This is a genomic window from Curtobacterium sp. MWU13-2055 (assembly GCF_023242305.1).
Taxonomy (GTDB): domain Bacteria; phylum Actinomycetota; class Actinomycetes; order Actinomycetales; family Microbacteriaceae; genus Curtobacterium.
Window position 1 is genome coordinate 292756 of record NZ_JALLIO010000003.1, and the last position, 24716, is coordinate 317471.

A 24716-nucleotide genomic window follows, 5' to 3' on the forward strand; every position below is an offset into this window, starting at 1 on the left:
TGCTCCTCGCGTCAGACGCGACGACGCTTCGGCGGGCGGCAACCGTTGTGCGCCTGCGGAGTGACGTCGTTGATCGAACCGACCTCGAGGCCAGCGGCCTGGAGCGAACGGATCGCGGTCTCGCGGCCCGAACCCGGACCCTTCACGAAGACGTCGACCTTCTTGACGCCGTGCTCCTGCGCCTGACGCGCAGCGGACTCGGCGGCGAGCTGCGCCGCGAACGGCGTCGACTTGCGCGAACCCTTGAAGCCCACGGCACCCGAGGACGCCCAGCTGAGGACGGCACCCGACGGGTCGGTGATGCTGACGATCGTGTTGTTGAACGTGCTCTTGATGTGGGCCTGGCCCACTGCGACGTTCTTCTTCTCCTTGCGGCGCGGCTTGCGCGCGGCAGTCTTGGGGGTAGCCATCGGGGTCTCCTATCGAGCCTTCTTCTTGCCTGCCACGGTGCGCTTCGGTCCCTTGCGGGTACGCGCGTTGGTCTTGGTGCGCTGACCGCGCACCGGGAGACCACGACGGTGGCGAAGACCCTCGTAGCTACCGATCTCGACCTTGCGACGGATGTCGGCTGCCACCTCGCGGCGGAGGTCACCCTCCACCTTGAAGTTGCCCTCGATGAAGTCACGGAGGGCGACGAGCTGGTCGTCGGTCAGGTCCTTGACGCGGATGTCACCGGAGATACCGGTCTCGGCGAGTGCCTGGACCGCGCGGGTACGGCCGACGCCGTAGATGTACGTGAGTGCGATCTCCACGCGCTTCTCGCGCGGGATGTCGACGCCTGCTAGACGTGCCATGTGATGGCTGCTCCTGTTGTCGATGGAGGTGTGGAGCAGTACCGGTGCCCGGGCCTCCGACCCGAGGTGTCCCCCGGCCGTCGTGCGACCGGGTTCTGGTACTGCGTTGTCGATCTTCAGTTGTGGGTCGTGCTCGAGCAGCCTGCTGTCCGAGGGACAGCGTCGGCGCCGGTCACGCGCCCGGGACTAGCCCTGGCGCTGCTTGTGACGCGGGTTGCTCTTGCAGATCACCATGACGCGGCCCTTGCGGCGGATCACTCGGCAGTGCTCGCACATGGGCTTGACGCTGGGGTTGACCTTCATTGTTCTTTCCTCGTGCTCGCTGGCTTCGTGCGCGGCAGGATTGCCGAGCCGTTCCTTTCCAGCTCGCGGATCACTTGTAGCGGTAGACGATCCGGCCGCGGGTCAGGTCGTACGGGCTCAGCTCCACGATCACGCGGTCCTCGGGGAGGATGCGGATGTAGTGCTGGCGCATCTTCCCGGAGATGTGCGCGAGGACCTTGTGTCCGTTCGTCAGCTCAACGCGGAACATCGCGTTGGGCAGAGCTTCGAGCACCGAGCCTTCGATCTCGATGACGCCGTCTTTCTTGGCCATAGCCTCACTGTCGCTTGGTTGTGGAACAGGTGTGATCCCCGAACCGGTCTGCGGGTCGGTCGCCACACCCGAGAGGGCATGACACACCAAAGATCGATCTTATGTGGTAAACCCGCAATTGCCAAGTGCAGGCGCGGCACGCCCCCTCACCTGGGGCTTCCGGTGGCACGCCTGAGTGTTCCACAGTGGTTTGACGGCGTGCTCCGGGCCGGAGCTTGTGCCCGGACCGTAGCGTTGCTCCGCAGCCACGTCCGCCGCCCACGTACCCTGCGCGGACCACCGAACGGAGACCACGTGCCCGATGCCACACGACGCCCCTTCGCCGCACACGGCAAGCAGGCCCGCCGTCGCGGCTGGACCACGCTCGTGACCGTCGTGGCCTCGGCACTCGCCGTCGTGCTCGTGAGCGGGACGAGCGTCGCCGCCATCGCCGGCGCGCAGCTGGCGACCGCACCGCAGACCGTGCAGCTCAGCACCGACGACCAGAGCACCGCGAAGACCGCCGACATCACGGCGATCAAGGGCGGGGCGAACATCCTGCTCATCGGCAGCGACACCCGCGTCGGACAGTTCGACTCCGACGACGACGTCGAAGGCGCCCGCAACGACGTCACGATGCTCATCCACATCTCCGAGGACCACCAGCAGCTCACCGCGGTCAGCTTCCCCCGCGACCTGATGGTCCCGATCCCGGCCTGCACCAACCCCGCGAGCGGGACGACCTACCCGGCCTCGACCTCCGCCATGTTCAACACGGCGCTCGGCAACGGTGGCGTCTCGTGCGTCGTCGACACCGTCGAGAACCTCACCGGCCTGAGCATCCCCTACGCCGGGCTCATCACCTTCGACGGCGTGATCGAGATGTCGAACGCCCTGGGCGGCGTCGACGTCTGCGTCGCGGAGCCCATCGACGACACCTTCACCGGTCTGCACCTCACCGCCGGCTCGCACAACCTCGAGGGCTCCGACGCCCTCGCGTTCCTGCGCACCCGCCACGGCGTCGGCGACGGCAGCGACCTGGCCCGGATCAGCTCGCAACAGGTGTTCCTGTCGGCGCTGCTCCGCAAGGTCACCTCCGACGGCACCCTGTCGAACCCCATCACGCTCTACAAGCTCGCCGGCGCGGCCCTGTCGAACATGACGCTGTCCGACGGCCTGGCCCAGACCCGCACCCTCGTCGGCCTCGCCTCCGCACTGCGCGGCATGAGCACCGCCAACATGCTCTTCGTGCAGTACCCCGTCGCCGACGACCCCGACGACAGCGCGCGGGTGATCGTCGACCAGGAGACCGCCCACACGCTCAACGTGGCACTGCAGAACGATGTGAAGTCCTCGCTGAGCGACTCGAGCACCGGGCGCGCGTCCGAGGAGTCACCGACCGCCGGGGGCACTGCGACGACCGCACCGTCGACCGGCACCACGCCGTCCGACACGGCGTCGGCGCCCGCGTCGAGCGGCGCATCGTCGGGAACGTCGTCCGCACCGAGCTCGTCGGCCACGAGCACGGCGACGTCGACCCCGCTGCCGTCGTCGATCACCGGGCAGAGCGCCTCCGAGCAGACCTGCTCCGTCGGCAACTGACCGCACCCCAGACGCCGTCGTCCTGCCACGACACCCCCGAACGCACGAGACGCCGCCGGATCCGACGGCGTCTCGGCGTCTTGCCGGCGTCTCCGCACGACGACGGCGTCTCGCGCGGCCGTGGACGTGGGACCGCCGAGCGCGCGCCGCGGGACGGAGCTGCGCCGAGCCTCCCGGTCGGGGGTGCGGCCGGCAGTGGCGTGTCGGACTGGAGGCCCGTCCTACGGGATCGGGACGGGCGTCACGCCCAACGGGGCCAGGCCCGCAGCGCCGCCGTCGGCGGCCGTCAGGACCCACACGCCGTCGGCGTGCACAGCGACACTGTGTTCCCAGTGCGCGGCGTCCTTGCCGTCGATGGTGCGGACGGTCCAGTCGTCGTCGTCCGTCGAGCTGTCGATCGTGCCCGCGGTGACCATCGGCTCGATGGCCACCACCAGGCCGGGCTTCACCGCCGGACCGGCACCGCGGACGCGGTAGTTGAAGACCGGCGGGTCCTCGTGCATGGAGCGACCGATGCCGTGCCCCGTGTAGTCCTCGACGATGCCCCAGGCACCGGTCTCGTCGATCGCGTCCTCGACCGCGGAACCGACCTCGTGCAGGTTCTTCGCGTGGGCGAGCGCCGCGATGCCGTGCCAGAGCGAGCGCTCCGTGGTGTCGCAGAGCGTCTGGCGTGCTGCGGACACCTCGGCGTCACCACCGGGGACGACCGTGGTGAACGCGCTGTCGCCGTTCCAGCCGTCGACCTCGGCACCGGCGTCCACCGACACGATGTCACCGGGAGCGAGCACGCGGTCACCGGGGATGCCGTGCACGATCTCGTCGTTCACGGACACGCACAACGTGTGCCGGTAGCCCGGCACGAGCTGGAAGTTCGGGATCCCGCCGCCGTCGCGGATCGTCCGCTCGGCGATCGCGTCGAGCTCACCCGTCGTGATGCCGGGACGGATCGCCGCCCGCACGGCGTCGAGCGCCTCGGCGGTCAGCAGCCCGGGGCGCACCATGGCGCGGAGCTCGTCCGGCGTCTTGTAGATCGAGGGCTTGCGGAAGCGGACCACGCCGGGTCAGACGCCCGCGGTGAGCCCGCGAGCCGACAGCGCCGCCTGGATGCGGTCGCCGACCTCGTCGATCGCGCCGAGGCCGTCGACGTCGAGGACGAGACCGCGGTCGCCGTAGGCACCGACGATCGGAGCGGTCTGCTCGGTGTAGACCTGCTGGCGACGACGGATCGTCTCCTCGTTGTCGTCACTGCGGCCCTGCTGCTCGGCACGCTTGAGCAACCGGCCGACGAGCTCGTCCTGGTCGGCGACGAGCTGCACGACCGCGTCGATCCCGGTGCCCTGCTCGGCGAGCAGCGCGTCGAGGTACTCGACCTGCCCGACCGTGCGGGGGTACCCGTCGAGCAGGAACCCCTCGGCTGCGTCGGCCTCGTTCAGGCGCGACTTCACGAGCTCGTTCGTCAAGGAGTCCGGCACGTAGTCGCCGGCGTCCATGATCGCCTTGGCCTGCACACCGAGCGGCGTGCCCTCTGCGACGTTCTTGCGGAAGATGTCGCCCGTCGAGACCGCCGGGATCCCGAAGGACTCGGCGATCCGTCCGGCCTGGGTGCCCTTCCCCGCTCCGGGGGGTCCGACGATGATGAGACGTGCGCTCAACGGAGAAGCCCTTCGTAGTGACGCTGCTGCAGCTGCGAGTCGATCTGCTTCACGGTCTCGAGACCAACACCCACGATGATCAGGATGCTCGCGCCACCGAACGGGAAGTTCTGGTTCGCGCCGAACAGCGCCAGTGCTGCCAGCGGGATGAGCGCGATGAAACCGAGGTAGAGCGAGCCGGGCAGCGTCACCCGGGTGAGGACGTAGTCGAGGTACTCGGCGGTCGGACGACCGGCACGGATGCCGGGGATGAACCCGCCGTACTTCTTCATGTTGTCGGCGACCTCTTCAGGGTTGAAGGTGATCGCCACGTAGAAGTACGTGAACCCGACGATGAGCAGGAAGTACAGCACCATGTAGAACAGGTTGTCGCCGGAGACGAGGTTGTTCTCGATCCAGGTGACCCACGCCGCGGGCTCGGAGCCGTCGGAGGGCTTGTTGAACTGCGCGACCAGGGCCGGCAGGTACAGCAGCGACGACGCGAAGATGACGGGCACGACGCCGGCCATGTTCACCTTGATCGGGATGTACGTGTTGTTGCCGCCGTACGTGCGTCGGCCGACCATGCGCTTGGCGTACTGGACCGGGATCCGCCGCTGCGACTGCTCGACGAACACGACGGCCATCATGATGACCAGTCCGACCAGGATGACGAACAGGAAGAGCTCGAACGACTGCGACTGCTCGATGGCCCAGAGCGCCGACGGGAACTGCGCCGCGATCGACGTGAAGATGAGGAGCGACATGCCGTTGCCGATGCCGCGCTCGGTGACGAGCTCGCCCATCCACATGATGAGGCCGGTACCGGCGGTCAGCGTGACGACCATGAGCATGATCGCGTACCAGCTGTCGTTCGAGATGATCGACGAGCAGGAGGACGACGCGTTCGTGCCGAAGAGGGCACCCGAGCGGGCGACCGTGATCAGGGTGGTGGACTGCAGCACGCCCAGCGCGATCGTGAGGTAGCGCGTGTACTGCGTCAGCTTCGCCTGACCGGACTGGCCCTCCTTGTAGAGGGAGTCGAAGTGCGGGATGACCACGCGCAGGAGCTGCACGATGATCGACGACGTGATGTACGGCATGATGCCGAGCGCGAAGACCGAGAGCTTCAGCAGCGCGCCGCCGGAGAACAGGTTGATCAGGTCGTAGAGACCGCCGGACGACGAGGCGCTGGCGAGACAGCTCTGCACGGCCGCGTAGTCGACGAACGGTGCTGGGATGTACGACCCGAGGCGGAACAGCGCGATGATCGCGAGGGTGAAGCCGATCTTCTTGCGAAGATCAGGGGTGCGCATGATGCGCGCGACCGCTCTGAACACGAGGACTCCGAACTTCTGGGACCGGGGCCGTCGATCGCGGCCGTTCCGGTGTCGGTCGGCAGGGCCGACCAGGCTGGCGGATGCCGGCCACTGTCAAGGAAACCGTAACGGCGGCCCGTGCGCAAACGCACGGGCCGCCGACGGGGGTTACTGGGAGACGGTGCCGCCAGCAGCCACGATCTTCTCGGCGGCGGACGCCGAGACCTTGTCGACCGTGACCGTGATCTTCACGGTGATGTCACCCTGACCGAGAACCTTGACCTTCTCGTTCTTGCGGACGGCGCCCTTGGCGACCAGGCCCGCAACGGTGACGTCGCCACCATCGGGGTAGAGCTCCGAGATCTTGTCCAGGTTCACGACCTGGTACTCGACCCGGAACGGGTTCTTGAACCCACGGAGCTTCGGGGTGCGCATGTGCAGCGGCATCTGCCCACCCTCGAAGCCGACCCGGACCTGGTAACGGGCCTTCGTGCCCTTGGTACCACGCCCAGCGGTCTTGCCCTTCGAGCCCTCACCGCGACCCACACGGGTGCGGTCCTTCTTGGCGCCCTCTGCGGGGCGGAGGTGGTGCAGCTTCAGCACCTGCACGCGCTCGTTCTTCTCGTCGCTCATGCGTCGACCTCCTCGACCTTCACGAGGTGCGCCACCGTTGCGATGTACCCGCGGTTCTGGGCGTTGTCCTCACGCTCGACCGTACGGCCGATGCGCTTGAGACCCAGGCTGCGGAGCGTGTCGCGCTGGTACTGCTTCTCGCTGATAACGGACTTGATCTGCGTGATCTTCAGCGTCGCCATCACGCACCTGCCTTCTCGGTCGCGGCACGCAGTGCTGCGGCCTCGGCCTGGAGCAGACGAGCCGGGACGACCCGCTCGACGTCGAGGCCACGACGGCTCGCGACGGCGCGGGGCTCCTCGAGCTGCTTCAGAGCCTCGACGGTCGCGTGCACGATGTTGATGGTGTTCGACGAACCGAGCGACTTGCTCAGGACGTCGTGGATGCCGGCGCACTCGAGCACGGCGCGGACGGGACCACCGGCGATGACACCGGTACCCGGGCCGGCCGGACGCAGGAGGACGACGCCAGCAGCGGCTTCACCCTGCACGGGGTGCGGGATGGTGTTGCCGACGCGGGGGACGCGGAAGAAGTTCTTCTTCGCCTCTTCGACACCCTTGGAGATCGCCGTGGGGACCTCCTTGGCCTTGCCGTAGCCGACGCCCACGAGGCCGTTGCCGTCACCCACGACGACGAGCGCCGTGAAGCTGAAGCGACGACCACCCTTGACGACCTTCGACACGCGGTTGATGGTCACCACGCGCTCGAGGAACTGGCTGTCGCCACCGCGGTTGTTGCGGTCGCGGCCCTGCTGACGGTCACGACCGCCACCACGACGGCCACGGTTGTCAGCCGAGTCGCGGTTGTTCGATGCGGAACCGGCAGCGGTCTCGACGGGACGCTCGGCGACGGCAGGTGCCTCCGCCTCCTTGCCCTTCGCGGCGGTGTCGGTGCCCTCAGCGGCTGCCTCGGTGCCCTCAGCAGTTGCCTCGGTGCCCTCAGCGGTCGCTTCGGTGGCCTCGGGGGCCTCCGTGCTCGCCTCGGTGGTCTCGACGGCGTCCGTGGCCTCGACGGCCTCGGTCTTGGCGTCTTCGTTGGTGTTCGCGTTGTCGCTCACAGGTTCAGCCCTCCTTCACGGGCACCATCGGCGATCGCGGCGACGCGACCGGCGTACTTGCTGCCACCGCGGTCGAAGACCACGGCCTCGACGCCAGCCGACTTCGCGCGCTCGGCGAGGAGCTCACCGACGCGACGGGCCTTGGCGGTCTTGTCGCCGTCGAACGAGCGGAGGTCTGCCTCCATCGTCGAGGCGCTTGCGAGGGTGTGACCCTTCGCGTCGTCGATGACCTGCACGAACACGTGACGCGACGAGCGGGTGACGGCGAGACGGGGACGAGCCTCGGTGCCGGTGATCTTCTTGCGGAGACGGTTGTGACGACGCGCCTTGGCGGCCGCCTTGCTCTTGCCTCGTGTCTTGAGGAGTCCCATGATCACTTACCTGACTTTCCGGCCTTGCGGCGCACGTTCTCGCCGGCGTAACGGACACCCTTGCCCTTGTACGGCTCGGGCTTCCGGAGCTTCCGGATGTTCGCCGCCACTTCGCCGACTGCCTGCTTGTCGATGCCGGCGACCGTGACCTTGTTGTTGCCCTCGACCGCGAAGCTGATGCCCGCGGGCGGCTCGACCGTGATCGAGTGGGAGTACCCGAGCGCGAACTCGAGGTTCGAGCCCTTCGCCTGCACGCGGTAACCGGTGCCGACGACCTCGAGGCCCTTGGTGTAGCCCTGGGTCACGCCGATGATGTTGTTGGCGATGAGGGTACGGGTCAGGCCGTGGAGCGAACGCGACTCGCGCTCGTCGTCCGGACGGGTGACGAGAACCTGGTTCTCCTCGACCTTGGCCTGGATGGGCTCCGCGATGACGAGCGCGAGCTCGCCCTTCGGGCCCTTGACCGCCACGCTCTGACCGTCAACGGAGACGGTCACGCCGGCGGGGATGTCGATGGGAAGACGTCCGATTCGTGACATTGTCGATCACCACACGTAGGCGAGGACTTCCCCACCCACGCCCTTCTGCTCGGCTTCGCGGTCGGTCAGCAGGCCGGACGAGGTCGAGAGGATCGCCACGCCGAGGCCACCGAGGACCTGGGGGATCTCCGTCGACTTCGCGTAGACCCGGAGGCCCGGCTTCGACACGCGCTTGATGCCGGCGATCGAACGCTCGCGCTCGGGGCCGTACTTCAGGTCGATGGTGAGGGTCTGCCCGACTCGGGCGTCCTCCACCTTCCACTCGCTGATGTAGCCCTCACGCTTGAGGATGTCGGCGATGTTCTTCTTGAGCTTGGAGCTCGGGAGCGCGACGGCGTCGTGGTGCGCGGAGTTCGCGTTCCGCAATCTGGTCAGCATGTCTGCGACCGGATCGGTCATCGTCATGATGTTCGTCCATTTCTCGCCTGGTTTCGACACCCGTTCCACGAATGCCGACCTGAGCGATCGAGTGATCCCGGGGCGGTTCCCCAGGATCGGTGTGTTCGTGCGTGCGGGCCGGAGGACGTGAATCCTCCGGCCCGCACCGCCCGAAGTAGTTTAGACCGTCTGCTCGTTGGAGCGGAACGGGAAGCCGAGCTGACGGAGCAGCGCGCGTCCCTCGTCGTCCGTCTTCGCGGTGGTGACGACAGTGATGTCGAAGCCGCGGACACGGTCGATGCGGTCCTGGTCGATCTCGTGGAACACGGACTGCTCCGAGAGACCGAACGTGTAGTTGCCGTTCCCGTCGAACTGCTTGTCGCTGAGACCGCGGAAGTCGCGGATGCGGGGCAGTGCGAGGGAGATCAGGCGGTCGAGGAACTCCCAGGCGCGGTCACCACGGAGGGTGACGTGCGCACCGATCGCCTGACCCTCGCGCAGCTTGAACTGCGCGATGGACTTGCGAGCGATGTTGACCTGCGGCTTCTGACCCGTGATCGCCGTGAGGTCCTTGATGGCCCCCTCGATGATCTTCGAGTCGCGAGCGGCCTCGCCGACACCGGTGTTCACGACGACCTTGACCAGGCCGGGGACCTGGTTGACGTTCGCGTAGCCGAACTGCTCGGTGAGCGTGGCCTTGATCTCGTCCTTGTACTTCTGCTTGAGGCGCGGCTGGGCCTTGGGGGCCTCAGTCGTTGCAGTCGTGTCAGTCATCAGAGCGTTTCACCTGACTTCTTGGCGTAGCGGACACGGACGGTCTTCTTGACCCCGCCCTTCTCCACCTCTTCGGTACGGAAGCCGACGCGGGTCGGCTTCTTCGTCTTCGGGTCGACGAGCGCGACGTTGGACACGTGGATCGAGGCTTCGTGCTTCTCGATGCCACCCGTCTTCGAGCCGCGCTGCGTCTGGCCGACGCGGACGTGCTTCGTGACGAAGTTCACGCCCTCGACGACGACGCGCTGCTTGTCCTTGAGGACCTCGATGACCTTGCCCTGCTTGCCACGGTCGCCGCCACGCTCCTGCGTCGCGCCCGTGATGACCTGGACGAGGTCACCCTTCTTGATGTTCGCCATGGCTTACAGCACCTCCGGCGCGAGCGAGATGATCTTCATGAACTTCTTGTCACGGAGCTCGCGACCGACCGGACCGAAGATGCGCGTGCCGCGCGGGTCGCCGTCGGCCTTGAGGATCACTGCCGCGTTCTCGTCGAACTTGATGTAGGAGCCGTCCTGACGACGGGTCTCCTTCTTGGTGCGAACGATGACCGCCTTCACGACGTCACCCTTCTTCACGTTGCCGCCGGGGATGGCGTCCTTCACCGTGGCGACGATGACGTCACCGAGACCGGCGTAGCGACGACCCGAACCACCGAGCACGCGGATGGTCAAGATCTCCTTGGCACCCGTGTTGTCGGCGATCTTCAGGCGGGATTCCTGCTGAATCACTGCTGTCTCCTATTCCGAAGCAGGCCGAGGCCTACTTGGCCTTCTCGAGGATCTCGACCAGGCGCCAGCGCTTGGAAGCGCTGAGGGGACGGGTCTCGCTGATCACGACGAGGTCGCCGACACCAGCGGTGCCGAGCTCGTCGTGGGCCTTCACCTTGGACGTGCGACGGATGATCTTGCCGTAGAGCGCGTGCTTCACGCGGTCCTCGACCTCGACGACGATGGTCTTGTCCATCTTGTCGCTGGTCACGTAGCCGCGACGCGTCTTGCGGTAGCCGCGAGTGAGGGCGGCGGAGGTCTTCTCTTCGTTCGCCATTACTTCTCCTCGGCGGTCTCGGCCTCGGTCGACTCAGCCGGCTTGTCAGCCTTCTTCGTCGTCTTCTTGGCCTTGGTGGCGGTCTCGACGGGCGCGGGAGTGGCACGGATGCCGAGCTCGCGCTCGCGGAGGACGGTGTAGATGCGAGCGATGTCGCGCTTGACGGCACGGAGACGACCGTGGCTCTCCAGCTGGCCGGTGGCCGACTGGAAGCGGAGGTTGAAGAGTTCCTCCTTGGCCTTCTTCAGCTCGTCAGCGAGACGCTCGTTCTCGAACGTGTCGAGCTCCGTCGGACGGAGCTCCTTGGAACCGATCGCCATTATGCGTCGCCCTCCTCGCGCTTGATGATGCGTGCCTTGAGGGGCAGCTTGTGGATTGCACGGGTCAGCGCCTCACGGGCGATGTCCTCGGTGACGCCGGAGAGCTCGAAGAGCACACGACCCGGCTTGACGTTGGCGACCCACCACTCGGGCGAGCCCTTACCGGAACCCATGCGGGTCTCAGCCGGCTTCTTCGTGAGCGGACGGTCCGGGTAGATGTTGATCCAGACCTTGCCGCCACGCTTGATGTGACGCGTCATGGCGATACGAGCGGACTCGATCTGACGGTTGGTCACGTACGCCGGGGTGAGGGCCTGGATGCCGTAGTCGCCGAAGCTGACCTTGGTACCACCGGTTGCCTGACCCGAACGCTTCGGGTGGTGCTGCTTACGGTGCTTGACTCGACGGGGAATAAGCATGGTTACGCCTCAACTCCTGCGCCGGCCGGCGCGTCCTGCGGGGCCTGCTGCGGGCGGCGGTCACCGCGGTCGCCGCCACGACGGTCGCCGCCACGGTCGCCACGCTCACCGCGCGGGCCGCCACGACGCTCGGGGCGCGACGAACGCTGGTTCGCCTGCTCGCGAGCGAGCTCCTTGTTCGTGATGTCGCCCTTGTAGATCCAGACCTTCACGCCGATGCGGCCGAACGTGGTCCGGGCCTCGTAGAAGCCGTAGTCGATGTTCGCGCGGAGGGTGTGCAGCGGCACACGGCCTTCGCGGTAGAACTCCGAACGGGACATCTCGGCGCCGCCGAGACGGCCCGACACCTGGATGCGGACACCCTTGGCGCCGGCGCGCTGTGCACCCTGCAGGCCCTTGCGCATGGCGCGACGGAACGCGACACGAGCGGAGAGCTGCTCGGCGATGCCCTGCGCGACGAGCTGGGCCTCGGTCTCGGGGTTCTTGACCTCGAGGATGTTCAGCTGGATCTGCTTCTTGGTGAGCTTCTCGAGCTCACCGCGAACGCGCTCCGCCTCGGCGCCGCGGCGGCCGATGACGATGCCCGGACGCGCCGTGTGGATGTCCACGCGGACACGGTCACGGGTGCGCTCGAGCTCGATGCGAGCAACACCGGCGCGGTCGAGGGTCTTCTTCAGGTACTCGCGCACCTTGATGTCCTCGGCCACGTAGTCGGCGTAGCGCTGACCGGCCTTCTTGCTGTCGGTGAACCAGTGCGAGACGTGGTCCGTCGTGATCCCGAGACGGAAGCCGTACGGGTTGACCTTCTGGCCCATTAGTTGCTCGCCTTCTTGCTCGTCGCGGCAGCCTCGGCCTCTTCCGGCGTCGCGAGGACGACCGTGATGTGGCTGGTGCGCTTGTTGATGCGGAAGGCCCGGCCCTGGGCGCGCGGCTGGAACCGCTTCAGGGTCGTTCCCTCGTCGACGAAGACGCGGCTCACGTAGAGGTCGCGCTCGTCGAGGAAGCTGTTCGTCGAGTCAGCCTTCACCCGGGCGTTCGCGATCGCCGAGGCGACCAGCTTGTACACGGGCTCCGAAGCGCCCTGGGGGGCGAACTTCAGGATGGCGAGCGCCTCGTGGGCCTGCTTGCCGCGGATCAGCTCGATGACGCGACGGGCCTTCTGAGGCGTGACGCGGATGTGTCGCACGCGTGCGATCGACTCCACCATTTCGTTCCTCCTCTGCGTCCCCGCGTTAGCGGCGACGGCCCTTCTTGTCGTCCTTCACGTGACCACGGAAGGTGCGGGTCGGCGCGAACTCGCCGAGCTTGTGACCGACCATCGACTCGGTGACGAACACCGGGATGTGCTTGCGGCCGTCGTGCACCGCGATGGTGTGACCGAGCATGTTCGGGACGATCATCGACCGTCGCGACCAGGTACGGATCACGTTCTTGGTGTTGGCCTCGTTCTGCGTGACGACCTTGCGGAGCAGGTGCTCGTCGACGAAGGGGCCCTTCTTCAGACTGCGTGGCATCTTCTGAACTCCTACTTGCGCTTCTTGCCGGCGTTACGGCGACGGACGATGAGCTTGTCGCTCGGCTTGTTCGGCTTGCGCGTGCGACCCTCGGCCTGGCCCCAGGGGCTGACCGGGTGACGACCACCGGAGGTCTTGCCCTCGCCACCACCGTGGGGGTGGTCGACCGGGTTCATCGCGACACCACGCACGGTCGGGCGGACGCCCTTCCAGCGCATGCGGCCGGCCTTGCCCCAGTTGATGTTCGACTGCTCGGCGTTGCCGACCTCGCCGATCGTGGCGCGGCAGCGTGCGTCGACGTTGCGGACCTCGCCCGACGGCAGACGGAGCTGCGCGTAGGGGCCGTCCTTGGCGACGAGACGCACCGAGGCGCCGGCCGAGCGGGCCATCTTCGCGCCGCCACCGGGGCGGAGCTCGATGGCGTGCACGACGGTACCCACGGGGATGTTGCGCAGCGGCAGGTTGTTGCCGGGCTTGATGTCGGCGCCGGGGCCCTGCTCGATGACGTCGCCCTGCTTGAGCTTGTTCGGCGCGATGATGTACCGCTTCGTGCCGTCCACGTAGTGCAGGAGCGCGATGCGCGCAGTGCGGTTGGGGTCGTACTCGATGTGAGCGACCTTGGCGTCCACGCCGTCCTTGTCGGAGCGACGGAAGTCGATCACGCGGTACTGGCGCTTGTGGCCACCACCGATGTGACGCGTGGTGATGCGGCCGGAGCTGTTGCGACCACCGGTCTTCGGCAGCGGACGAAGCAGGGACTTCTCCGGAGTCGAACGGGTGATCTCAGCGAAGTCGGCGACCGACGAGCCGCGACGACCGGGGGTCGTCGGCTTGTAGTTACGAATAGCCATGATTTATCCCTCTGGTCCTCAGCCGACAGCCGTGAAGATGTCGATCGAACCGGACTTGAGCGTCACGATGGCGCGCTTGGTGTCCTTGCGCTTGCCGAGACCGAACTTGGTGCGACGGGTCTTGCCCGGGCGGTTCAGCGTGTTGATGCTCGCGACCTTGACCTCGAAGATCTTCTCGATGGCGAGCTTGATCTCGGTCTTGTTCGAACGGGGGTCCACGATGAACGTGTACTTGCCCTGGTCGATGAGCGCGTAGCTCTTCTCCGAGACGACCGGCGAGATGATGACGTCGCGCGGGTCCTTGTTGAAGCCGCTCATGCGGTGATCTCCTTCGCGGTCTTCGACGCGATGAAGGCGTCGAGGGCGCTCTTGCTGAAGACGACGGCGTCCGACTTGAGGACGTCGTAGGCGTTCAGCTGGCCGTACGAGAGCGCGTGGACGTTCGGCAGGTTGCGGATCGACTTGAGCGTCAGCTCGTCGTTCGACTCGAGCACGATCAGCACGTGCTTGACGGGCGCGACCTTCTCGAGGAGCGTGCGAGCGACCTTGGTCGACGGCACGTCGGCCTCGACGAAGCCGTCGACAGCCGAGATGCGGCCACCGCGGGCGCGGTCCGAGAGCGAGCCGAGCAGCGCTGCGGCGATCATCTTCTTGGGGGTGCGCTGCGAGTAGTCGCGGGGGGTCGGTCCGTGGACGACGCCACCACCGGTGTGCTCGGGAGCACGGACGGAACCCTGACGGGCGCGGCCGGTGCCCTTCTGCTTGAACGGCTTGCGACCGGCACCGCGGACTTCGCCGCGGTTCTTGGTCTTGTGGGTGCCCTGACGCGCGGCTGCGAGCTGCGCGGTGACGACCTGGTGGATCAGCGGGACGTTGGTCTCGACGTCGAAGAGAGCTGCGGGCAGCTCGACGGTGCCGGACTTGACACCCGATGCGTCGAGGACGTCGATCGTGGTTGCGGTCGTGGTGGCCATGATCACTTACCCTTCACGGCGGTGCGGACGAAGACGGAGCGGCCACGAGCACCGGGGACGGCGCCCTTGACGAGCAGCAGACCCTTCTCGGCGTCGACGGCGTGCACCGTGAGGTTGAGGACGGTCACGCGGTCGCCACCCATACGACCGGCCATGCGCATGCCCTTGAAGACACGCGACGGGGTCGAGGAAGCACCGATCGAGCCGGGCTTGCGGTGGTTGCGGTGTGCACCGTGCGAGGCGCCGACGCCGTGGAAGCCGTGGCGCTTCATGACACCGGCGAAGCCCTTGCCCTTGGAGGTACCGACGACGTCGACCTTCTGGCCCGCCGTGAACGTGCCGTCCACGGTGAGCTCCTGGCCGAGCGTGTACTCAGCGGAGTCGTTGGTCCGGATCTCGGTGAGGGTGCGACGCGGGGTCACGCCAGCGGCCTCGAAGTGGCCAGCGGCCGGCTTGTTGACCTTGCGCGGGTCGATGGCACCGGCGGCGATCTGGATCGCCTCGTAGCCGTCGCGCTCAGCGTTGCGGATCTGGGTGACCACGTTCGGGCCGACCTCGATCACGGTGACGGGGATGAACTTGTTGTTCTCGTCCCACACCTGGGTCATCCCGAGCTTCTTGCCGAGGAGGCCCTTGACGGTCTTGGTTGAGTTCGCCATTGGTCAGCCCCCTTACAGCTTGATCTCGATGTTGACGTCTGCCGGCAGGTCGAGTCGCATGAGCGAGTCGACGGCCTTCGGCGTCGGGTCGACGATGTCGATGACCCGCTTGTGCGTGCGCTTCTCGAAGTGCTCGCGCGAGTCCTTGTACTTGTGAGGGGAACGGATCACTGCGATCACGTTCTTCTCGGTGGGGAGTGGCACCGGGCCGACCACGGTTGCACCGGCACGGGTCACCGTGTCGACGATCTTCCGGGCCGACGTGTCGATGACCTCGTGGTCATACGACTTGAGCCGGATGCGGATCTTCTGTCCCGCCATGTGTCTCTTGTCCTCTCTCTGCGCCGCGCACCCGCAGGCCGCCTGACGCCGCTCGGCTCCGCATTGCTGCAGACCGTGCTGTTTTCCTGAACCAACCGGCCGCATCCGCTGGGGATGACCGCTGTTCACCTGTCAACCGCGCGGGCGACCTTGGCCGTCCAGCGTGGGCAATCGACTTCCTCGCACTCCGGGCGCAACAGTGTCGCGTCCGTCATGACCTCGGGGAGTCGTGTTCTGCTGCCTGCGGCCCAACCCAGCCCTGCTGAACAGGGGGGTTGTGCACTGCCAGAGCAGTGATCCTGCGGACTCGCACCCGCGGGGAATTCGGAACCGGACAAGTCTCGCATGTCCCGAGCCCACGTGCAACCCGGGCGTGTCGCGATGTGCCGGGCGTGTCGACACCGGCTCGCTTCCCCGGATCCACGCGGATCGGACGGCCTGGAGGCACGGGTCGCCGCCGCAACGCGGAGCGCCCTCCGGACATGGTCCGGAGGGCGCTCGTGGAGACGGTTACTCGGCCGTCACCGGAGGGACGAACCACGGCGGGAAGACCGCCACGCGCGGCGCGTGGCCGCCGTGGTCGGCGAGCACCGCACGGACCGTCTGACGGGCCTTGTCGTTCGGGACACCGATCACCGCAACGGACGAGAACGGCACGCTCGGCCCCGCGAGGAGCTCGAGTCCGAGCATCTCGGGGTCGGAGAAGTCGGTGCGGCGGATCAGGTTCGTCCCGGCGTCGGGGCCGACGGCGAACCGGACGTCGTCGGCGTCGGCGTCCTGGTCGGCGACGACCACCGAGTCACCGAACGCCGAGACCGGGACGACGAGCACGACGTAGTCCACCGCGCGCGTGCGTCGGGCGGCGTCGGACCACCGCTCCCCGACGGCGCCGGTGCGGAGTTCGTCCCACCGGACGGCATCCGGCGACAGGGTGAACGGCACGTGGCTCGCGATGGTGCTGCCGTCGGGCGCTTCGGCCTCGGCGCGTGCGGCCCGGGTCTCGGGGCTGCTGACGTCGACGGCGGGCTCCGCCTGGTCGGCCGCCAGGATGGCGCCGGACCCGACGATGCCGTCGAGGTTGTCGATGTGGGTCACGTGGTGCGCACGCAGCGACGCGAACACCCGAGCCTCGGGCAGGTCGGCCGACGACGACCGGAGCGACGTCGGTGAGCGCAGCGACGTCCCGGGGCCGGAGGCCGGCGGGTCGACGCGCAGGTTGGTGGTGATGCGGGTCCGCCGTGGCGCCGGAGCGGCTGGGATCGCCGACTCCTCACGCTGCCGGGGCGCGCAGATGTCGCAGAGCTCGGTGGGGAAACCGTGGATGCACTCGTCAGTCACGACTGTTGTGGGTCCTTCCGTGCCGTGTGGGGTGGTCCGGCACGTCGACCAACGCTACGTCATCCGGACGCTCCCGGGGTCATTGTCGGTAGAGCAGTGCCCGGACCTCGGACTCGGCGGCGTGGATCCGGGCCGGATCGATGGTCTCGCCGTGCTCGTAGGCGTCGAGCAGCCGCGGGTCGATGTAGCTCTGCCGGCACACCGTCGGGGTGTTGCCGAGCTCGTCGCTCGCGGCCTTCACGGCATGGGACACCGCACGCTTCCGCTTCGCCTGCGACGACAGCGGACCGGTCTGGGCAAGGTCGACGGCCGCAGCCACCGTGCCGTGCAGGGTGCGGAAGTCCTTCGCCGTGAAGTCGTCACCAGCACGCTCCTTGACGTAGGCGTTGATGTCCTCGGCGGACAGCGGCTCCCACTCGTCACCGCGGCGTTCGCGGAACGACAGCAGTCGGGCGTTCGACCCACGGCGCTTCATGCCGGCGATCACCGTCGCGAGGTCGGCGTCGTGGATCGACGACGACCACTCCTGCCCGCTCTTGCCGGGGAAGTCGAGCTCGATGTCGTCACCGGAGACGTGGGCGTGCGCGCACAGCAGGGTCGACAGTCCGCGGCTGCCGTGCTCGCTGGCGTACCGCTCCGATCCGACCCGCAGCGAGCCCTGGTCGAGCATCCGGAACGCTGCGGCCAGCGCTCGGCGGCGATCGGGTTCCGGTCGTCGGAGGTCCTGCGTGACCCCGCGCCGTGCGACCGGCAGCGACTCCGCGAGGGCGAGCGCCCGGTCGTACTTGATCCGGTCCATCCGTTCGCGCCACGACGGGTGGTACATGTACTGGCGGCGTCCGGCTCCGTCGATGCCGGTCGCGAGGACGTGCCCGTTCTCGTACGGCGAGATCCAGACGTCGTCCCAGGCCGGCGGGATGACGAGGTCCTCGAGCCGCTGACGCACCGAGGCATCGGTGACGGTCGCACCGTCGGGGTCACGGTACGAGAAGCCGCGGCCGCTCCGGACACGGTGGTAGCCACGACCGGAGGTCGTGGAACGGCGCAGACGAGTCACCCGGCCGAGCCAACTCCCCGCTGCCTGGGACGCCGTACGGGGCGGACGGACGCCGTCGTGGCGGGCGTACCCCGGGCCTCCCGTCCGCCGCCCGCCAGGGCCGTGAGCGGCCGACAGTGGCTCCGAGCGCTGCCACGTCGACCGGGGCAACGACACAGCGGGGCCGAGCCCGAAGGCTCGACCCCGCTGCGGCAGGTAACCGGAGTTACTTGAGGATCTTCTCGACCGTACCGGCGCCGACCGTACGACCACCCTCACGGATGGCGAAACGGAGGCCCTCTTCCATGGCGATCGGCTGGATCAGCTCGACGGTCATGGCGACGGTGTCACCGGGCATGACCATCTCGGTGCCCTCGGGCAGCGTGATGACGCCGGTGACGTCCGTGGTGCGGAAGTAGAACTGCGGACGGTAGTTCGCGTAGAACGGGTTGTGACGCCCGCCCTCTTCCTTGGTCAGGATGTAGGAGTTCGCCTGGAACTCGGTGTGCGGCGTGACCGAACCCGGCTTCACGACGACCTGGCCGCGCTCCACGTCCTCGCGCTTGAGGCCACGGATGAGCAGACCGGTGTTGTCACCGGCGACCGCCTGGTCGAGCAGCTTGCGGAACATCTCGATGCCCGTGACCGTGGTCTTCTGCGTCGCGCGGATGCCGACGATCTCGACCTCGGCGTTCAGGTTGAGCGTTCCACGCTCGACACGACCGGTGACGACCGTTCCACGACCGGTGATCGTGAAGACGTCCTCGATCGGCATCAGGAAGGGCTGGTCGGTGGCGCGCACCGGGTCCGGCACGTGCTCGTCGACCTGGGCCATGAGCTCCTGGACCGACTTGACCCACTTCTCGTCGCCCTCGAGCGCCTTGAGCGCCGAGACCTGCACGACGGGGGCGTCCTCGTCGAACTGCTGCGAGCCGAGGAGCTCGCGGACCTCGAGCTCGACGAGCTCCAGGATCTCCTCGTCGTCCACCATGTCGGACTTGTTCAGCGCGACGACGATGTAGGGGACGCCGACCTGGCGGGCGAGCAGCACGTGCTCACGCGTCTGGGGCATCGGGCCGTCGGTGGCGGCGACCACGAGGATCGCGCCGTCCATCTGCGCCGCACCCGTGATCATGTTCTTCACGTAGTCGGCGTGACCGGGGGCGTCGACGTGCGCGTAGTGACGCTTCTCGGTCTGGTACTCGACGTGCGAGATGTTGATCGTGATGCCGCGCTGGCGCTCCTCGGGAGCGTTGTCGATCTGCGCGAAGTCACGGGCCTCGTTGAGGTCCGGGTACTGGTCGTGCAGAACCTTGGTGATCGCCGCCGTGAGCGTGGTCTTGCCGTGGTCGACGTGACCGATGGTTCCGATGTTGACGTGCGGCTTGGTGCGCTCGAACTTGGCCTTGGCCACTGTGGGTCCTCCTCAGGACTCGGAAGCGTCATCCCCGGCCGGCCCTGGATGGGCTCGCGACCGTTGATGCGCGGTGTGTGTCTGTACTTTACTTGGTGGCGAGGGGCCCGTCGCCGGGCACCCCCGCCTGTGGAGAAGCGCTGAGCGCTACTCCCCCGCGTTCTTCGCGATGATCTCCTCGGCGACCTTGGCCGGGACCTGGCTGTAGGTCTCGAAGGTCATCGAGTAGACCGCACGACCAGAGGTCTTCGACCGCAGGTCGCCGACGTAGCCGAACATCTCGGACAGCGGCACGCTCGCGCGGACCACCTTGACGCCCGAGGCGTCCTCCATCGAGGCGATCTGGCCACGACGGGAGTTCAGGTCACCGATGACGTCGCCCATGTACTCCTCAGGAGTACGGACCTCGACGGCCATGATCGGCTCGAGGATCGCGGGACCGGCCTTGCGGGCCGCTTCCTTGTAGGCGATGGAACCGGCGATCTTGAACGCCATCTCGGACGAGTCGACGTCGTGCGCCGCGCCGTCCTTGAGGATGGCCTTCACGCCGACCGTCGGGTAGCCCGCGAGGATGCCGACCTGCATGGCGTCCTGGATACCGGCGTCGACCGAGGGGATGTACTCGCGCGGGACACGGCCACCGGAGGTCGCGTTGACGAACTCGTAGACCTTCTCGCTCGTGACCTCCATCGGCTCGAGCGCGATCTGCACCTTCGCGAACTGACCGGAACCACCGGTCTGCTTCTTGTGGGTGTAGTCGTAGCGCTCGACGATCTTGGTGAGCGTCTCGCGGTAGGCCACCTGGGGCTTGCCGACGCTCGCCTCGACGTGGAACTCGCGCTTCATGCGGTCGACGAGGATGTCGAGGTGGAGCTCGCCCATGCCCTTGATCGTCGTCTGACCGGTCTCGGCGTTGAGCTCGACGCGGAACGTCGGGTCCTCTTCGGCGAGCTTCTGGATGGCCGTGGAGAGCTTCTCCTGGTCAGCCTTCGTGTTCGGCTCGATCGCGACCTCGATGACCGGCTCCGGGAACGTCATCGACTCGAGGACGACCTGGTTGGTCGGGTCGCACAGGGTGTCACCGGTGGTGGTGTCCTTGAGGCCGATGACCGCGTAGATGTGGCCAGCGGTCACGTTGGCGACCGGGTTCTCCTTGTTGGAGTGCATCTGGAAGATCTTCCCGATGCGCTCCTTCTTGCCCTTGGTCGAGTTGATGACCTGTGCGCCGGACTCGATCGAGCCGGAGTACACGCGGACGTAGGTGAGGCGACCGAAGAAGGGGTGCACCGCGACCTTGAACGCGAGAGCCGAGAACGGCTCCGACGCGTCGGGCTTGCGGATGATCTCCTTCTCCTCGTCCTTGACGTCGTGGCCGATCATCGGCGGCACGTCGAGCGGGGACGGGAGGTAGTCGATGACGGCGTCGAGCATCGGCTGGACACCGCGGTTCTTGAACGCGGAACCGCACAGTACCGGGTAGAGCGTGCTGCTCACGGTGAGGGCGCGGATCGCGGCCTTGATCTCGTCGACCGAGAAGTCGGTGTCGCCCTCGAGGTAACGCTCCATGAGGACGTCGTCTGCCTCGGCCACGCGCTCGATGAGCTTCTCGCGGTACTCGGCGGCGCGGTCCTGCAGGTCGGCCGGGATCTCTTCGATCTCGTACTTCGCACCCATCGCGACGTCACCCTTGGCGTCGCCGCGCCAGGTGAGTGCACGCATCTGGACGAGGTCGACGACGCCTTCGAACGAGCTCTCCGAACCGATCGGCAGCTGGAGCACGAGGGGCTCCGCACCGAGGCGGTTGATGATCGTGTCGACGGTGTAGTAGAAGTCCGCGCCGAGCTTGTCCATCTTGTTGACGAAGCAGATGCGCGGGACGTTGTACTTGTCAGCCTGACGCCACACGGTCTCGGACTGGGGCTCGACGCCCTCCTTGCCGTCGAAGACGGCGACCGCACCGTCGAGGACGCGGAGCGAACGCTCCACCTCGACCGTGAAGTCCACGTGACCGGGGGTGTCGATGATGTTGATCTGGTTGTTGTCCCAGAAGCAGGTCGTCGCGGCCGACGTGATCGTGATGCCGCGCTCCTGTTCCTGCGCCATCCAGTCCATCGTGGCAGCGCCGTCGTGGACCTCACCGATCTTGTGCGTGATGCCCGTGTAGAACAGGATGCGCTCGGTCGTCGTGGTCTTGCCGGCATCGATGTGCGCCATGATGCCGATGTTGCGGACCTTGTTCAGGTCGGTGAGCACGTCCTGTGCCACAGGGTTCCTCCGGAAGAGTTGTAGGAGAGGTTGGCGGCCGTCCGGGCGCCGGGGTTCTTGACCACCGGTGCCCGGACGGTGCCGGGACTACCAGCGGTAGTGGGCGAAGGCCTTGTTCGACTCGGCCATCTTGTGCGTGTCCTCGCGGCGCTTGACCGCGGCACCGAGACCGTTCGACGCGTCGAGGATCTCGTTCATGAGACGCTCGGTCATCGTCTTCTCGCGACGGGCCTTGGCGTACGAGGTCAGCCAGCGGAGCGCGAGGGTGTTCGCGCGGTGCGGCTTGACCTCGACCGGGACCTGGTAGGTCGAGCCACCGACGCGGCGGCTGCGGACCTCGAGGGTCGGACGGACGTTGTCGAGCGCCTTCTTGAGCGTGACGACAGCATCCTGCTGGTTCTTGGCAGTGACGCCCTCGAGTGCACCGTAGACGATGCGCTCGGCGAGGCCCTTCTTGCCGTCGAGCAGGATCTTGTTGACGAGCTGGCTGACGATCGGCGCACCGTAGACCGGGTCGGCGACGACGGGACGCTTGGGGGCGGGACCCTTACGAGGCATCTAACTCAACCCTTCTTCGCGCCGTAGCGGCTACGAGCCTGCTTACGGTTCTTCACGGCCTGGGTGTCCAGGGCGCCACGGATGATCTTGTACCGCACACCGGGGAGGTCCTTCACACGACCGCCACGGACGAGCACCATCGAGTGCTCCTGGAGGTTGTGGCCCTCACCGGGGATGTACGCCGTGACCTCGGTGCCGTTCGAGAGCTTCACACGAGCGACCTTGCGCAGTGCGGAGTTCGGCTTCTTCGGGGTGGTGGTGTAGACGCGGGTGCACACACCACGCTGCTGGGGGTTCGCCTTCAGGGCGGGCGCCTTGGTCTTGGTGACCTTCGGCGTACGACCCTTGCGAACCAGCTGCTGAATAGTAGGCAACTGTTCTCCTGGTTCTTCGCTCGTGCTCTCTGGCCGGCGCGATCCGCCGGCTTCCTCGTCCCACGCTGATGACCGCCTGACGGCGGAGGAACCTGCGGGGGGACGGAGTGGTCCGACTGGGCGATCTCGCTCGCCGGACTTTTCGGGCGCGCCCGAGGGCGCACACCCAGAAGAGACTACCCGCGTAACGGGACGAAATCAATCCGGGCCGGCACCACGCCGGACACCGTCATGAGCCGGTGTCCGAGGACCCGTTGCCGACCGCCGACCGGAACGTCGCGCCCGAGCTCGAGAACCCCGTGATGTACCCGCTCGCGTTGACGTTGAGCGGTCCGGCCGTGGCCGTCCCGGTACCGCCCGCGCCGGCGATGTCCGCCGTGAAGGTGGCCCGGCCGAAGGTGGTGGTGGAGACGAGCCAGCCGTTCGTGGTCCAGCTGCCGACGGCGACGGTCGGCCGCGACTCGAGCGTCCACTTCTCGTTCGTGTAGGTGTACGCGGGGTTCTCGCCGTACGCGTAGAAGCTGCACCCGGCCGGTGCGGCGTCGTTCGAGGCGATGCAGCCGTCCACCCAGGCGTCCACGGCCCGCTTCGCCGCCTGGTCGCCCGCGTTCGTGAGCGTCGCGGTCATCTGCACGGGCGTCGAGGTGCTGCCACCGAACCCGCCCACGACGGCGCTGCCTCCAGTGGCCTTGGTCCACTTGCCGCCGTCGTACGTGACCGCGTAGGTGCCGGGGAGGGCGCGGAGACCGACCGTGCCGTCCTTCGGGGTCTTCGTCGACGTGCCCGCGACCTGCACCGAAGCGCCGGACGGGCCCCGGACGCTGACGTCGACGCTGCCGAGCTCCGGCGCCTGCAACTCCCACACGGAGAACACGCCCCAGTCGGTGCCGGTCTTGTCGAGCGTGAAGGTCGCCGCGACGTCACGGCCGGCCTGGCGCAGGTAGGCGCGGACGGTGGCGGTGTCGCCGTCCGTGCGCGTCGCGGCCACCCGGTATCCGGTGACCTTCGCGGTCGCCTTCGCGTACGCGGCGTCGGTGAGGAGCACGTCCGACTTCGTCCGGTCGATGCCCGCTGCATCGAGGGCGTCGGTGACCTTCCCCGCGGTCAGGTCGTCGAGGAACGCCCGCACGGGGCGGTCGGCCGAGTGGGTGGCCGAGCCGACCGAGAACCCGACGACACCGGCGACGAGCAACAGCACGACGGCGGTGCTGCCGGCGATGATCCCGACCAGCTGGCCGCGGCGGAGCTTCCGGCGCGGAGCGCGCGACGCGGTCGGAGCGTACTGCGCGCTCTGCATGGACTGCGTGGCCTGCCCGGCTTGCGCGTTCTGCGCGGCCGCGGGCGTCTCTTGCGTCCCGCGGATCGACGCCACCGACGGCACGGCTCCCCAACCGTCATGCTGGTCCGGATCCGGCGTGTTCTCGTCGCTCATCGTTCCCCCGTTGCGTGTGCGTCCTGCCCGGGCAGACTACCGCCCGACGGTGTCGTCACCCGCGACGGTCGGCTCCTGCCGCTGCCCTGCCGTGGATGTCGAGCCCGTCGTCCGGGCCTGGTGCCGGGCCATGGAGATCCCGCCGATCACCGACAGGAGCGCCACCACGACGGAGCCGACGACGAACGGTCCGAGTGCGTAGCCGGCCGGGAAGACGAGGAGCTCGGTCAGGTCGCGGCGGATCGCCGCGTACCCGACGGCACCGACGCCGAGCATGACCAGGTAGGCGGTCGCGGCGGCGACCAGGCCGGTGACACCGGGGTTGCCCTCTCGCGCGCCGACCGCGGTCGCGAGGAACACCACCACTGCGGCGCCGATCACCATGGCCGGGCCGAGGTACGGGGTCGCGTCCGGCTGCGCGATCGCCTCGACGTCGGCGAGGAGCGCTTCGAACCCCGCGACGGCGACGACGAGCGCGATGAAGAGAACGGACGTCATCGTCGCGATCAACCACCGGGACAT

General features: G+C 67.6%; 36 protein-coding genes. 1 reads left to right on the plus strand and 35 read right to left on the minus strand.

The window, feature by feature from the left end; all coding sequences use genetic code 11:
* Positions 1-11: 11 nt before the first annotated feature.
* The 4 genes from rpsK to infA form a co-directional block, all read right to left on the minus strand.
* Entirely contained in the window at positions 12-410 is a 399-nt protein-coding gene (gene rpsK, locus M4960_RS09020; RefSeq protein WP_017885507.1) for a 30S ribosomal protein S11, read from the minus strand.
* A 9-nt stretch (positions 411-419) separates the two neighbouring features.
* The gene (rpsM, locus tag M4960_RS09025; protein WP_058728274.1) at positions 420-794 is read right to left on the minus strand and encodes a 30S ribosomal protein S13; all 375 of its coding nucleotides are present in this window, start codon (positions 792-794) and stop codon (positions 420-422) included.
* A gap of 186 nt (positions 795-980) precedes the next feature.
* Entirely contained in the window at positions 981-1097 is a 117-nt protein-coding gene (rpmJ, locus tag M4960_RS09030) for a 50S ribosomal protein L36 (protein WP_071276701.1), read from the minus strand.
* 70 nt (positions 1098-1167) lie between these two features.
* Entirely contained in the window at positions 1168-1389 is a 222-nt protein-coding gene (gene infA / locus M4960_RS09035; RefSeq protein ID WP_017885509.1) for a translation initiation factor IF-1, read from the minus strand.
* A gap of 294 nt (positions 1390-1683) precedes the next feature.
* On the opposite strand from infA, the gene M4960_RS09040 reads away from it, so the two are divergent.
* Positions 1684-2970 (plus strand): LCP family protein, encoded by a 1287-nt coding sequence (locus M4960_RS09040; protein ID WP_173168932.1) that lies wholly within the window; start codon positions 1684-1686, stop codon positions 2968-2970.
* Positions 2971-3191: 221 nt separating this feature from the next.
* Here the strand turns inward: M4960_RS09040 and map are convergent, their stop codons facing one another.
* The 31 genes from map to M4960_RS09195 form a co-directional block, all read right to left on the minus strand.
* Positions 3192-3971, minus strand: coding sequence for a type I methionyl aminopeptidase (gene map, locus M4960_RS09045; protein ID WP_248704166.1), 780 nt, complete (start codon positions 3969-3971; stop codon positions 3192-3194).
* 60 nt (positions 3972-4031) lie between these two features.
* Positions 4032-4622: an adenylate kinase gene (locus M4960_RS09050; RefSeq protein WP_123293144.1), complete on the minus strand. Its 591-nt coding sequence runs from the start codon at positions 4620-4622 to the stop codon at positions 4032-4034.
* Positions 4619-5941: a preprotein translocase subunit SecY gene (secY, locus tag M4960_RS09055; RefSeq protein ID WP_111083457.1), complete on the minus strand. Its 1323-nt coding sequence runs from the start codon at positions 5939-5941 to the stop codon at positions 4619-4621. The genes M4960_RS09050 and secY overlap by 4 nt, the downstream gene beginning before the upstream one ends.
* A 147-nt stretch (positions 5942-6088) precedes the next feature.
* Positions 6089-6553, minus strand: a complete 465-nt coding sequence (gene rplO, locus M4960_RS09060; RefSeq protein WP_027466723.1) for a 50S ribosomal protein L15 — start codon at positions 6551-6553, stop codon at positions 6089-6091.
* Positions 6550-6735, minus strand: a complete 186-nt coding sequence (gene rpmD / locus M4960_RS09065; protein WP_173168934.1) for a 50S ribosomal protein L30 — start codon at positions 6733-6735, stop codon at positions 6550-6552. Before rpmD ends, rplO begins: the two co-directional genes overlap by 4 nt.
* On the minus strand, positions 6735-7610 hold the full coding sequence (gene rpsE, locus M4960_RS09070) for a 30S ribosomal protein S5 (protein ID WP_248704068.1): 876 nt from the start codon (positions 7608-7610) through the stop codon (positions 6735-6737). The genes rpmD and rpsE overlap by 1 nt, the downstream gene beginning before the upstream one ends.
* A complete protein-coding gene (gene rplR, locus M4960_RS09075) occupies positions 7607-7981 on the minus strand; it encodes a 50S ribosomal protein L18 (RefSeq protein WP_031259041.1) in 375 nt (124 codons plus the stop codon). Before rplR ends, rpsE begins: the two co-directional genes overlap by 4 nt.
* Positions 7982-7983: 2 nt before the next feature.
* Entirely contained in the window at positions 7984-8520 is a 537-nt protein-coding gene (gene rplF, locus M4960_RS09080; RefSeq protein WP_111083459.1) for a 50S ribosomal protein L6, read from the minus strand.
* A gap of 6 nt (positions 8521-8526) precedes the next feature.
* Positions 8527-8925: a 30S ribosomal protein S8 gene (gene rpsH / locus M4960_RS09085; RefSeq protein WP_017885519.1), complete on the minus strand. Its 399-nt coding sequence runs from the start codon at positions 8923-8925 to the stop codon at positions 8527-8529.
* Between the two features lie 153 nt (positions 8926-9078).
* Entirely contained in the window at positions 9079-9672 is a 594-nt protein-coding gene (gene rplE, locus M4960_RS09090; RefSeq protein ID WP_111083460.1) for a 50S ribosomal protein L5, read from the minus strand.
* Entirely contained in the window at positions 9672-10031 is a 360-nt protein-coding gene (gene rplX, locus M4960_RS09095; RefSeq protein WP_111083461.1) for a 50S ribosomal protein L24, read from the minus strand. The genes rplE and rplX overlap by 1 nt, the downstream gene beginning before the upstream one ends.
* A 3-nt stretch (positions 10032-10034) precedes the next feature.
* Complete coding sequence (rplN, locus tag M4960_RS09100; protein ID WP_111083462.1) at positions 10035-10403, minus strand: 50S ribosomal protein L14; 369 nt, start codon at positions 10401-10403, stop codon at positions 10035-10037.
* A 31-nt stretch (positions 10404-10434) separates the two neighbouring features.
* Positions 10435-10719, minus strand: a complete 285-nt coding sequence (gene rpsQ / locus M4960_RS09105; RefSeq protein ID WP_111083463.1) for a 30S ribosomal protein S17 — start codon at positions 10717-10719, stop codon at positions 10435-10437.
* Positions 10719-11039 carry a 50S ribosomal protein L29 gene (rpmC, locus tag M4960_RS09110; RefSeq protein ID WP_111083464.1) on the minus strand — a complete coding sequence of 107 codons (321 nt, stop codon included), beginning with the start codon at positions 11037-11039 and terminating at the stop codon, positions 10719-10721. Before rpmC ends, rpsQ begins: the two co-directional genes overlap by 1 nt.
* A complete protein-coding gene (gene rplP, locus M4960_RS09115; protein WP_111083465.1) occupies positions 11039-11458 on the minus strand; it encodes a 50S ribosomal protein L16 in 420 nt (139 codons plus the stop codon). Before rplP ends, rpmC begins: the two co-directional genes overlap by 1 nt.
* Positions 11459-11460: 2 nt before the next feature.
* The gene (gene rpsC, locus M4960_RS09120) at positions 11461-12273 is read right to left on the minus strand and encodes a 30S ribosomal protein S3 (RefSeq protein WP_017885527.1); all 813 of its coding nucleotides are present in this window, start codon (positions 12271-12273) and stop codon (positions 11461-11463) included.
* Positions 12273-12665 carry a 50S ribosomal protein L22 gene (rplV, locus tag M4960_RS09125; RefSeq protein WP_111083466.1) on the minus strand — a complete coding sequence of 131 codons (393 nt, stop codon included), beginning with the start codon at positions 12663-12665 and terminating at the stop codon, positions 12273-12275. Before rplV ends, rpsC begins: the two co-directional genes overlap by 1 nt.
* A gap of 25 nt (positions 12666-12690) precedes the next feature.
* Positions 12691-12972: a 30S ribosomal protein S19 gene (rpsS, locus tag M4960_RS09130; RefSeq protein WP_017885529.1), complete on the minus strand. Its 282-nt coding sequence runs from the start codon at positions 12970-12972 to the stop codon at positions 12691-12693.
* 11 nt (positions 12973-12983) lie between these two features.
* Positions 12984-13823, minus strand: coding sequence for a 50S ribosomal protein L2 (rplB, locus tag M4960_RS09135; RefSeq protein ID WP_111083467.1), 840 nt, complete (start codon positions 13821-13823; stop codon positions 12984-12986).
* Between the two features lie 18 nt (positions 13824-13841).
* A complete protein-coding gene (gene rplW, locus M4960_RS09140) occupies positions 13842-14141 on the minus strand; it encodes a 50S ribosomal protein L23 (protein WP_111083468.1) in 300 nt (99 codons plus the stop codon).
* The gene (gene rplD, locus M4960_RS09145) at positions 14138-14797 is read right to left on the minus strand and encodes a 50S ribosomal protein L4 (protein WP_111083469.1); all 660 of its coding nucleotides are present in this window, start codon (positions 14795-14797) and stop codon (positions 14138-14140) included. Before rplD ends, rplW begins: the two co-directional genes overlap by 4 nt.
* Before the next feature lie 2 nt (positions 14798-14799).
* A complete protein-coding gene (gene rplC / locus M4960_RS09150) occupies positions 14800-15456 on the minus strand; it encodes a 50S ribosomal protein L3 (RefSeq protein ID WP_027466731.1) in 657 nt (218 codons plus the stop codon).
* A 12-nt stretch (positions 15457-15468) separates the two neighbouring features.
* Positions 15469-15777, minus strand: a complete 309-nt coding sequence (gene rpsJ / locus M4960_RS09155) for a 30S ribosomal protein S10 (RefSeq protein ID WP_017885534.1) — start codon at positions 15775-15777, stop codon at positions 15469-15471.
* Between the two features lie 510 nt (positions 15778-16287).
* Positions 16288-17115: a DarT ssDNA thymidine ADP-ribosyltransferase family protein gene (locus M4960_RS09160; RefSeq protein WP_123293140.1), complete on the minus strand. Its 828-nt coding sequence runs from the start codon at positions 17113-17115 to the stop codon at positions 16288-16290.
* A 79-nt stretch (positions 17116-17194) separates the two neighbouring features.
* Positions 17195-18172, minus strand: coding sequence for a DNA topoisomerase IB (locus M4960_RS09165; RefSeq protein ID WP_173168936.1), 978 nt, complete (start codon positions 18170-18172; stop codon positions 17195-17197).
* A gap of 205 nt (positions 18173-18377) precedes the next feature.
* The gene (tuf, locus tag M4960_RS09170) at positions 18378-19565 is read right to left on the minus strand and encodes an elongation factor Tu (RefSeq protein ID WP_123293136.1); all 1188 of its coding nucleotides are present in this window, start codon (positions 19563-19565) and stop codon (positions 18378-18380) included.
* A gap of 147 nt (positions 19566-19712) precedes the next feature.
* Positions 19713-21830: an elongation factor G gene (gene fusA / locus M4960_RS09175; protein WP_111083473.1), complete on the minus strand. Its 2118-nt coding sequence runs from the start codon at positions 21828-21830 to the stop codon at positions 19713-19715.
* Between the two features lie 87 nt (positions 21831-21917).
* Positions 21918-22388, minus strand: a complete 471-nt coding sequence (rpsG, locus tag M4960_RS09180) for a 30S ribosomal protein S7 (RefSeq protein WP_055950927.1) — start codon at positions 22386-22388, stop codon at positions 21918-21920.
* A gap of 5 nt (positions 22389-22393) precedes the next feature.
* Positions 22394-22762 (minus strand): 30S ribosomal protein S12, encoded by a 369-nt coding sequence (gene rpsL / locus M4960_RS09185; protein ID WP_017885540.1) that lies wholly within the window; start codon positions 22760-22762, stop codon positions 22394-22396.
* Positions 22763-22991: 229 nt separating this feature from the next.
* Positions 22992-24194, minus strand: a complete 1203-nt coding sequence (locus M4960_RS09190; RefSeq protein WP_248704069.1) for a hypothetical protein — start codon at positions 24192-24194, stop codon at positions 22992-22994.
* Positions 24195-24230: 36 nt separating this feature from the next.
* The gene (locus tag M4960_RS09195; protein ID WP_131877658.1) at positions 24231-24716 is read right to left on the minus strand and encodes a DUF6121 family protein; all 486 of its coding nucleotides are present in this window, start codon (positions 24714-24716) and stop codon (positions 24231-24233) included.

Bases quoted from the DNA above. Each gene is read 5' to 3' on its own strand.
- rpmD (WP_173168934.1), bottom strand. From the start codon at position 6,735: ATGGCGACGCTGAAGATCACGCAGATCAAGTCCGTTATCAGCGAGAAG.
- rpsJ (WP_017885534.1), bottom strand. From the start codon at position 15,777: ATGGCGGGACAGAAGATCCGCATCCGGCTCAAGTCGTATGACCACGAG.
- map (WP_248704166.1), bottom strand. From the start codon at position 3,971: ATGGTGCGCCCCGGGCTGCTGACCGCCGAGGCGCTCGACGCCGTGCGG.
- rpsS (WP_017885529.1), bottom strand. From the start codon at position 12,972: ATGCCACGCAGTCTGAAGAAGGGCCCCTTCGTCGACGAGCACCTGCTC.
- rplP (WP_111083465.1), bottom strand. From the start codon at position 11,458: ATGCTTATTCCCCGTCGAGTCAAGCACCGTAAGCAGCACCACCCGAAG.
- rpmJ (WP_071276701.1), bottom strand. From the start codon at position 1,097: ATGAAGGTCAACCCCAGCGTCAAGCCCATGTGCGAGCACTGCCGAGTG.
- rplE (WP_111083460.1), bottom strand. From the start codon at position 9,672: ATGACTGACACGACTGCAACGACTGAGGCCCCCAAGGCCCAGCCGCGC.
- rpsM (WP_058728274.1), bottom strand. From the start codon at position 794: ATGGCACGTCTAGCAGGCGTCGACATCCCGCGCGAGAAGCGCGTGGAG.
- rplR (WP_031259041.1), bottom strand. From the start codon at position 7,981: ATGGGACTCCTCAAGACACGAGGCAAGAGCAAGGCGGCCGCCAAGGCG.
- M4960_RS09190 (WP_248704069.1), bottom strand. From the start codon at position 24,194: ATGAGCGACGAGAACACGCCGGATCCGGACCAGCATGACGGTTGGGGA.
- rplV (WP_111083466.1), bottom strand. From the start codon at position 12,665: ATGGTGGAGTCGATCGCACGCGTGCGACACATCCGCGTCACGCCTCAG.
- rplF (WP_111083459.1), bottom strand. From the start codon at position 8,520: ATGTCACGAATCGGACGTCTTCCCATCGACATCCCCGCCGGCGTGACC.
- rplC (WP_027466731.1), bottom strand. From the start codon at position 15,456: ATGGCGAACTCAACCAAGACCGTCAAGGGCCTCCTCGGCAAGAAGCTC.
- rplB (WP_111083467.1), bottom strand. From the start codon at position 13,823: ATGGCTATTCGTAACTACAAGCCGACGACCCCCGGTCGTCGCGGCTCG.
- rplX (WP_111083461.1), bottom strand. From the start codon at position 10,031: ATGGCGAACATCAAGAAGGGTGACCTCGTCCAGGTCATCACGGGCGCG.
- rpsK (WP_017885507.1), bottom strand. From the start codon at position 410: ATGGCTACCCCCAAGACTGCCGCGCGCAAGCCGCGCCGCAAGGAGAAG.
- rpmC (WP_111083464.1), bottom strand. From the start codon at position 11,039: ATGGCGATCGGTTCCAAGGAGCTCCGTCCGACGGAGCTCGACACGTTC.
- rplW (WP_111083468.1), bottom strand. From the start codon at position 14,141: ATGAGCGGCTTCAACAAGGACCCGCGCGACGTCATCATCTCGCCGGTC.
- rpsG (WP_055950927.1), bottom strand. From the start codon at position 22,388: ATGCCTCGTAAGGGTCCCGCCCCCAAGCGTCCCGTCGTCGCCGACCCG.
- M4960_RS09195 (WP_131877658.1), bottom strand. From the start codon at position 24,716: ATGTCCCGGTGGTTGATCGCGACGATGACGTCCGTTCTCTTCATCGCG.
- rplO (WP_027466723.1), bottom strand. From the start codon at position 6,553: ATGAGCGACGAGAAGAACGAGCGCGTGCAGGTGCTGAAGCTGCACCAC.
- rpsH (WP_017885519.1), bottom strand. From the start codon at position 8,925: ATGACGATGACCGATCCGGTCGCAGACATGCTGACCAGATTGCGGAAC.
- infA (WP_017885509.1), bottom strand. From the start codon at position 1,389: ATGGCCAAGAAAGACGGCGTCATCGAGATCGAAGGCTCGGTGCTCGAA.
- rplD (WP_111083469.1), bottom strand. From the start codon at position 14,797: ATGGCCACCACGACCGCAACCACGATCGACGTCCTCGACGCATCGGGT.
- rpsC (WP_017885527.1), bottom strand. From the start codon at position 12,273: ATGGGCCAGAAGGTCAACCCGTACGGCTTCCGTCTCGGGATCACGACG.
- rpsQ (WP_111083463.1), bottom strand. From the start codon at position 10,719: ATGGCGAACGAAGAGAAGACCTCCGCCGCCCTCACTCGCGGCTACCGC.